This window comes from Amycolatopsis sp. NPDC102389 (assembly GCF_044765885.1).
Classification (GTDB): Bacteria; Actinomycetota; Actinomycetes; order Mycobacteriales; family Pseudonocardiaceae; genus Amycolatopsis.
The window spans coordinates 1-7,980 of the sequence record NZ_JBIWKX010000002.1 but is presented as its reverse complement, the minus strand read 5'-3'; the positions used below and the strand labels follow the sequence as shown (position 1 = coordinate 7,980).

The 7,980-nt window shown below is 67.4% G+C and carries 8 protein-coding genes; 6 read left to right on the top strand and 2 right to left on the bottom strand.

The window, feature by feature from the left end; translation table 11 throughout:
* Positions 1–470: 470 nt before the first annotated feature.
* Positions 471–1,319, top strand: a complete 849-nt coding sequence (locus ACIRGA_RS01945) for a hypothetical protein (RefSeq protein ID WP_400935700.1) — start codon at positions 471–473, stop codon at positions 1,317–1,319.
* A 13-nt stretch (positions 1,320–1,332) separates the two neighbouring features.
* Here ACIRGA_RS01945 and ACIRGA_RS01940 read toward each other — a convergent pair whose 3' ends face one another.
* A complete protein-coding gene (locus ACIRGA_RS01940) occupies positions 1,333–1,782 on the bottom strand; it encodes a hypothetical protein (RefSeq protein WP_400935698.1) in 450 nt (149 codons plus the stop codon).
* Between the two features lie 416 nt (positions 1,783–2,198).
* Entirely contained in the window at positions 2,199–3,524 is a 1,326-nt protein-coding gene (locus ACIRGA_RS01935) for a hypothetical protein (protein ID WP_400935696.1), read from the bottom strand.
* A gap of 342 nt (positions 3,525–3,866) precedes the next feature.
* Between ACIRGA_RS01935 and ACIRGA_RS01930 the strand changes: the two genes are divergently transcribed.
* The 5 genes from ACIRGA_RS01930 to ACIRGA_RS01910 all read left to right on the top strand — a co-directional run bounded on the left by ACIRGA_RS01930 (position 3,867) and on the right by ACIRGA_RS01910 (position 7,796).
* Entirely contained in the window at positions 3,867–4,349 is a 483-nt protein-coding gene (locus ACIRGA_RS01930) for a hypothetical protein (protein WP_400935694.1), read from the top strand.
* 81 nt (positions 4,350–4,430) lie between these two features.
* Positions 4,431–5,411 (top strand): helix-turn-helix domain-containing protein, encoded by a 981-nt coding sequence (locus tag ACIRGA_RS01925; protein ID WP_400935692.1) that lies wholly within the window; start codon positions 4,431–4,433, stop codon positions 5,409–5,411.
* Positions 5,412–5,451: 40 nt separating this feature from the next.
* On the top strand, positions 5,452–6,219 hold the full coding sequence (locus tag ACIRGA_RS01920) for a MoaF C-terminal domain-containing protein (RefSeq protein ID WP_400935690.1): 768 nt from the start codon (positions 5,452–5,454) through the stop codon (positions 6,217–6,219).
* A gap of 9 nt (positions 6,220–6,228) precedes the next feature.
* Positions 6,229–6,621: a nuclear transport factor 2 family protein gene (locus ACIRGA_RS01915; RefSeq protein WP_400935688.1), complete on the top strand. Its 393-nt coding sequence runs from the start codon at positions 6,229–6,231 to the stop codon at positions 6,619–6,621.
* A complete protein-coding gene (locus ACIRGA_RS01910) occupies positions 6,618–7,796 on the top strand; it encodes an ABC transporter substrate-binding protein (protein WP_400935686.1) in 1,179 nt (392 codons plus the stop codon). Before ACIRGA_RS01915 ends, ACIRGA_RS01910 begins: the two co-directional genes overlap by 4 nt.
* Positions 7,797–7,980 lie beyond the last annotated feature (184 nt).

Genomic DNA, 7,980 nt, shown 5'->3' with positions numbered 1-7,980 from the left:
GTTCTGTGGGGTGTGGTGTGTTGGGTTTTCGTCTCAACCACCACCCCCCCCCCCCCCCCACCCACCCGCACCGACCATGCCACGTTTGCCTTACCCCTCAATAGCACCGTTTTCGCGACACAACGCATTGGATTACCCGAACCGTTCGCCGTCAAACCTTTCTTGCCTATATTTTCCACAGGACAGGAAACGAGCCTTCCACGATAAGGCAACCACGCCTTTTCGCGACCGTTCGGTGTAGAGTCCAGAGTGGTTGTTCATCGACCGCCGGTGACCGCTTCCAGCGGGACGTTCGAGCCTCTTGCTCCTCCACCATCGGTCTTGGTTCCAGGAAAGTCAAAATGCGACACGATCGCACGATTTCCACCCTTGCCGGCGCCACGGTTTTGGCCGCCGGATCGGCTGCTCTCCTCCCTGCGCCGGTCTCCACCTTGCACCGCAGCAGAATCGTCTCCAAGAAGGAAGACGTGATGCGAACGAGCCGCGGCGTTCTGCGGGCCGTCATCGGCGCCGCCACCTTGACCGGCGGCCTGATCGTTCTGGCCCCCATGGCGCAGGCCACCACCATTCCCGTGGCTTGCGGTGAAAACGCCCTCGTCGCGGCCATCAACCTCGCCAACTCCACAGTCGACAGCGACACCTTGACGCTGGCCGGCGGCTGCACTTACGCACTGACCGTGCCGCACGGAGGGCCTGCCAACGGGCTGCCGGTCATCACCACACCGATCGAGCTGCTCGGCCCGGCGACCATCACTCGCACCGCGTTGCTGCCCTTCCGGATCGCCGAAGTCGGCCCGACCGGCAACCTCACCCTGACCACCTCGGTCGCCTTCACGAACGGCAGCGTGGTCGGCAACGGAGGCGCCGTCCTCAACCGCGGCGCCGTGACACTCACCAGCAGCAGCCTCAGCGGCAACTACGCCACCCTCGCCGGTGGCGGCCTCGCCAACGCGGACACCCCGTCCGGCACGGCGCCCGCCGCGTCGTTCACCACAAGCAGCGTTCTCGGAAACACCGCGCTGCTCCAGGGCGGCGGCATCTACAACGGCCTCCGCGGCACACTGACCACCACCGGCGTCTCCGGAACCCCGATGCTCATCAGCGGCAACAGCGGCGCCCAAGGAGGCGGTATCGCCGCGGTCGACTCGACCGCGACGACCATCACCCAGACCGCCGTGACCGTGAACCACGCGCTGCTGACCGCGGGCGGGGTCTATCGGAGCAACGGCACGATGACCACCAATAACGCGCCGATCACCGCGAACACACCCGGCAACTGTGTCGGAAGCGCCCCTGCCGTACCCAACTGCACCGGCTGACCGAACCCCGCCGTCACACGGCTGGCCCCAGCAGGCTCCCCCGCTGGGGCCGGCGTGACGTCGGCCCCACCGCATTCAACGAAGCACCCTGGAGCGACTCCCCCGCCTGGCTGATGGAGACGGCATGCGAGTCGGGATCGCGGGTGGTGATCCTGCCGCCGGGCGCGCCTGCCGGATAGCTGACAGGACTCGTGTCGATGCCCGCCGCCCACAGACGACGGCACAGGTGCAGAAGGTTGCCCGCGCTCAGGTCGGGAACACCGTCCCCCGAGCGAATATCGGCGCCGTGCTCTTCCAGGACGAACACGGTGTCCGCGTTGCGCAGCTGCACCCAGCCATCGCCTGACTGACGGACTTCACAGTCCAGGGCGAGGTAGAACCTCAGCGATCGCACCAACTGCAAGGCACGAATACGCCGCGTATTCACGGAAATCGACAAGCCCACCAGGGCGGCACTGTCCACAACGAAAGCTCCTGACGACAAGAGTACGGGTACGACCCGCCGCGGTCTGGAGCGGTGACGGCACGCCTGCGGTGAACCACAACAGGGGGCCGTCGGCGCATACCGTCGCATCCATCGGCGCGGGACGCAACCAGGCGTCGCAGTCGCACCGTTGCCGTTTTCCCGTAGAACCGCCGTCCTTTCCTTACGTGCCAAGGGCGGCTCTCGCCTGTGACATACGGAGTCGTGGAGCATCCGCCGTGCCGAATCGACCCGAACGTGTCGGTGCCACGTCACTTCGGCATTGCCGAGAGCTCGGCTCCCGGCAATGCCGAGTCCGCTTTCCCATCACGCGTGTTATGGCAGGAAAGCACCTGCGGCGGCACCATCTCCTGATTCTGCCCCGGGACAGCACCGCCACATGTCGGTTCCGCGAGTCAGCAGGTGCAGATGCCACCGTTGTTGATTCCGGCGATGCCGTTACCGCCCGCGACGCCGCTCGCACCGGACGGCGTGGCGATGATGTCCGCCCCGTCGTTGATGGTTCCGGAGTTCCCGAGACCACCGGCACCCGCGGCACCGCCGATGCCACCAGGACCGCCGGGGCCACTGCAGCCCGTGCCGCCGTTGCCGCCGCCGGCGCCATTACCGCCCTTGCCACCGGTCGCGGTGATGAGGTCGACACCGGTGCCGCCCGTGAGAGTGCCGGAACTTCCGATCCCGCCGACACCGCCGGCGCCACCGACACCTCCGGCACCGCCAGGCTGGACGGCGGCCAAACCGTTGCCGCCCTTACCACCGACGCCACCGTTGCCGCCGAGCCCGCCGTTGGCCTTCAGCGTGTCGACACCGGCGCCGCCGCTGATGGTCCCGGAATTCCCGACGCCACCCGCGCCACCGGCACCGCCGACGCCACCGGCACCGCCGCCGTGACCGCAACCGCCGACGCCACCGGCCGCGCCGGTACCACCGGCACCTCCGTTGGCGGTGACGGTGTCGAGACCGGGATCGCCGAGATCACCGGTGAAGGTTCCGGAGTTCCCGACGCCACCGGCCGCACCCGCGCCACCGATACCTCCGGCACCCGCGCCGCCGGCCACGAGGCCACTGTCGCCACCCAAACCGCCGAGACCACCGTTTCCACCCCGGCCCGCGGTGAAGGCTGCGGTGTCGCTGCCCGCGCCGCCGGTGACGTTCCCGGCGTTGCCGGCACCACCGATCCCGCCGACGCCGCCGTTACCACCGGCGCCGCCCGCGCCGCTGGCGAATCCCACCCCGCCTTGGCCGCCATTACCGCCGTCACCTCCGGCGCCACCGGTGACGGTGATGCTGTCGGTGCCGGCGCCGCCGTCGATGACACCGGTGCTCCCGACACCGGCACCGCCGACGTTTCCCGCTCCGCCGTTGCCGCCCGCGTTGCCCGCAGGGGTACCCGCGCTGCCGTTGGCTCCTGGAGGGCCGTTGGTGCCCGCGACACCGGCGACGCCGGTGACGCTGATCGTGTCGTTACCGGCGAGACCGTTCAAGGTGCCGTTCACCGCGCCGCCGGTGATCGTGATGATGTTGTTCCCCGTGGTGCCGTTCAGCACTTGCCCGGCGGGAATCCCAGCAGTGCAAGTGAAGTTGGCGCCACTCTGGGTGCACCCCGGCGGGAGCGCCCACGCCTGCGACGGAACCGCGAGAGCGAAGCCCGCCGCGGTGCCCACACCGATCAATACCCGGCCGACCCGCCCTGCCGTGCTGATATGTGCTGTCGATCTCATGATCAACCTTCCACCTGTGAAAGAGATCCGGGACTGCTGCCACGGACCTGCGAGGTGGTGTGATGACCGGGGGTCTGGGGTCACTGCCCGGTGCCGCGTACCTGAGGGCACCGGATCCACCAATACCCCCGACATCACCGACCCTTCGCTCTTTCACCAGGCCTGGCAAGGCAAACGATGGCCGGCCACCCATACGTGGCCAGACCCTCCACCGCTGCGGCACTCGGGGGACGGCAACGCGGTGAAGCCGTGTCCGGTCAGGCCCTCCCTTCCGGCACAACCGCGGGTAAGCGGGCATTTTTACCGGACCACCGACGAAAACCGGCCAGTAACCTCACGCCGGTGAAGACGGACCGCGAAGGCAAGGAAGCGCCGGAGCTTCCTGCCTTCACGGTCACCGGCTGCCTTTTGGGCTTCTTCATGACCGTGCTGGTCCTGATCGGCCCGGCCCTGCTCTGGGTCAGCACCCGTTTCGATCCCGGCGATGACGACCGCCTGGTCGTCATCGCCATGGGCACCGTGTTCACACTCGCCGGCCTCGGCACCGTCGGCGCACACCTCCGGCAGAACGCCCAGGCCCGGGAGGTCCACCGCGGACTCGACCGGAAAGGCGTCCGCGCGAACGCCGAAGTCGTTTCCAGCAAGCGGATCTGGGTCGACGAGGTGAGCACGCCCGCGGACGACGTCGACCTCGTCGTCACCGGCCCCGGCGTGACTCCGTTCAGTGCGCGAGTGCTCACCGAGGACGTCGGCCGCTACGAAACGGGCACGGTGGTACCCGTCGACGTGGACCCCGGAACCCTCCTGTTCCGCCTCGCCGACTGACCTCGCCGCGATCATTGCCCGGCAGCATCGTATCGCTTATCGTATATGAAATTCACCCCCCGATGCTGCGAGGTGACCACCGTGACCACCGCCACCGCCGACCCGACCACCACCACGGTCGCGCGAGATTTCACCGATTTCCGCACGGTGGTGTCACAATCCTTCGTGCCGCTGCACGTTACGAGCGAACACCGGGACCACTTCCGCGGCCGCATCCGTTCGTGCGGAGCCGACGACGTCCAGCTGACCGAGGTGACCGCGTCGGCGCACGTGGTCGAGCGGACACCGGAACTCATCGCCAGGGCGGACCGGCATTACTACAAGCTGAGCCTGATCCTGTCCGGCACGGGCCTGCTGGTGCAGGACAACCGCGAGGCGATGCTGCGTCCCGGCGACGTGGCGTTGTACGACACGCACCGGCCGTACACCCTGGCGTTCGAAGAGGATTTCCGCACGCTCGTGGTGATGTTCCCGCAGCGGCTCATCGATCTCCCCCGCGACCTGGTCGGCCAGCTGACCGCGGTGCCGATGTCGGGCAAACGGGGCATGGGCAACGTGGTGGTGCCCTTCCTCGCGCAGCTCGGCAGCAACCTCGACCAGCTCGGCGGGCCGGCGGGCGTCCGGCTCGCGCATACCGCGGTCGATCTGCTCGCGACCCTGTTCGCCAGCGAGCTCGACCTCGCCCGCACGACGGCCGGGCCGCACCACGAGCTGATGCGCCGGGTCCTCGCCTACATCGACGCGAACCTCTCCTCCACCGACCTGGGACCGGCGCAGATCGCCGCCGAGCACTACATCTCCACCCGGCATCTGCACGGCCTCTTCCACGAACAGGGCACGACCGTCTCGGGCTGGATCCGCACCCGGCGCCTCGAACACTGCCGCCGCGAATTGCTCGACCCCGTGCACACTTCGCGGCCCGTCGCGGCCATCGCGGCGAAGTGGGGTTTCGTCGACGCGCCGCATTTCAGCCGGGTGTTCAAGACGGAATTCGGCTGCTCGCCGAGCGAACTGCGGCGCGGCTTGACCGTGAGCGATCGGTTGTTGCCGCCCAGCGCGTGACAGCTGGCCCTTCCCGGGCGGTCGCCTCGACGATGACCGCATGCCCGAAGCACCCGAGGAACAGTGGCGCACCTATGACGAGTTCGCCGCCGGAATAGCCACCTACCGCCTGCCGAACGCGGACCTGTCGGGACGCGAGCTCACCGTCACCCTCGACGACGGGACGACGCTCGCGCTGCGGTTCGAAGACGCTGAAACCGTCACCTGCAACGGCATCAAGGATCCGTACGACGCCGTCGCCGTCCGGGAAGACGTCTTCTTCGTCAATCTCCCACACACCAGCGTCGAAGGGGAAGCACTCACCGTCGTCTTCTCCACGACGACGCATCGCGCGCTCGCCGTGCGCTCGGTCATCGGCGTCGAGGATGTCGAAGGCGTTCCCCGTGTCTCCCAGACGTTCTGGTCCGGCACCACCGACGCGGGCACGCCGACCGGCGAGGAACCGGGTCCGTCGCGCGACCTGATCGGCAAGCGCAACGTCTACCGCTACAGCCCGGAACACCTCTACGAGCACGTGTACGTGTCTTCGCAACGCTATGCCTGGCAATGCCTCGAAGGCGTGCAGCGCGGCCACGGGGACATGGACCTGTCGACGGTGTGGAAGTTCCAGGACGGGCTCTATCTGTTCTGCTTCCGTGAATTCCGCATCGCCGTGGCCAGTGTGTGGTTGCACGACCTCGGCTACGCGCTGAAGACCACCGGCGTCTTCCTCGGCCTGACCGGCGACGGCCGGTCGGAACACTCCCGCGCGGGCGGGCACATCTACCCACTCGGTGCCGTCGCCTATCCCGACGTCCAACCGGTTTAAGGAGTTTCAGTGTCCAATTCAGACGTCATCGCCGCGCATTACGCCGCGAGCGACCGGGGCGACCTGGCGGGCATGCTGGCCCCGCTCGGTCCCGGGACCACCTGGACGGAGGCGGCCGGTTTCCCTTACGCCGGCACCTACACCGGGCCGGAAGAGGTGCGGGACAACGTCTTCGGCGCGATCGCGAAGGATTGGGAGGGTTACACGTTCACCCTCGGCGACCTTTTCGACGCCGGTGACACGGTGATCGGCCTCGGGACCTACGAGGGCAAGCACCGTGAGACCGGTCGCTCGTTCACCGCCCGCGTCGCGCACGTGTGGAGGTTCGAAGGCGGCAAGGTCACCTCGTTCGAGCAGATCGTCGACTCGGCGCCCGTCGTCGATGCCATGGAGAATCGGTGAAACCCGCGCGGCGCCTCGTCGCCCTCGCCGCCGCGGTCCTGCTGGCCACGGCGGGCTGCGCCGGAGCCGACAGCGGTGCGAGCGGGCCGATCGTGGTCGGTTCGGTCAACGCGCTGAGCGGCGCGGCGACCTTCCCGGAGGCCTCGCAGGCGGCCAAAGCGGTCTTCGACGCGGCCAACGCGAGCGGCGGCGTGAACGGCAGGCAGATCCAGTACAAGGCCCTCGACGACAAGGGCGACCCGGCGGCCGCGGCCGCCGCGGCCCGTGAGGTCGTCGGCCGCGACGAAGCCGTGGCGCTCGTCGGCTCCTCCAGCCTCATCGAGTGCGAGATCAACAACAAGTACTACGAGCAGCAGAAGATCCTTTCCATGCAGGGCATCGGTGTGGACCCGGCGTGTTTCTCCAGCCCGAACATCGCCCCGGTCAACGTCGGCCCGTACCACGACATGACGCTGAGCCTGCTCTACGGCTCGGAAACGCTGAAGCTGAACGACATCTGCGCGCTGCTGGAGATCGCTGGCAACACGCTGCCGTCGTACCAGGCGGCGATCGACGAGTGGTCGGCCATCACCGGCAAGAAACTCAAGTACCTCGACGCGACCGTGCCCTACGGCGGTTCCGACTACACCTCCTACATCGTCAAGGCGCGCAACGCGGGCTGCAAGGCGATCACAGTGAACCCGGTCGAACCGGATTCCATCGGGCAGCTGAAGGCCGCCGCGGCGCAGGGCTGGAACGACGTCACGTGGCTGCTGCTCACCAGCGTCTACAGCGAGAACTACGCCAAGGCCATCACCAACGCGGGTGCCGGGGTGTACGTGCCCGCCGAGTTCTACCCGTTCACCGACTCGGCCAGCCCGCAGAACAAGGACTGGCGCGAGCTGATGACCAAGAACAACATCCCGCTGACCTCGTTCAGCCAGGGCGGTTACCTGGCGGCGAAGTACTTCCTCGACGTCGTCAAGGGGATCAGCGGTGACGTCACCCGCGAATCGGTGACCAAGGCGCTGCGCGAGATGAAGCCGGTCACCGATCCGATGGTCGGCACGCCGTACGTCTTCGGCCCCGGCCAGAAGCACCACGACAACACCGCGGGCTGGCCGATCAAGCTCGCCTCCGGCACCAACAAATGGGAGCTCGTCGCCGACGACTGGCTGCGGATTCCCAAGAAGTAACGGAAGGCGAGGACCGTCTCGGGTCACGTGGGTCGTGGGTGGGGGGGTGGGGGTTTAAAAACAAAAAACACAAAAAAACAAACCCCAACAAACGCGAAAATTCAAAGTAAAACGGCCATTGGATTTACAAAAAAAACACAAAACCAAAAGTTTTGTTTGGGGGGGGGCCCCCCCCCGGGGTGGG

Bases quoted from the DNA above. Each gene is read 5' to 3' on its own strand.
- ACIRGA_RS01945 (WP_400935700.1), top strand. From the start codon at position 471: ATGCGAACGAGCCGCGGCGTTCTGCGGGCCGTCATCGGCGCCGCCACC.
- ACIRGA_RS01935 (WP_400935696.1), bottom strand. From the start codon at position 3,524: ATGAGATCGACAGCACATATCAGCACGGCAGGGCGGGTCGGCCGGGTA.
- ACIRGA_RS01920 (WP_400935690.1), top strand. From the start codon at position 5,452: ATGCCCGAAGCACCCGAGGAACAGTGGCGCACCTATGACGAGTTCGCC.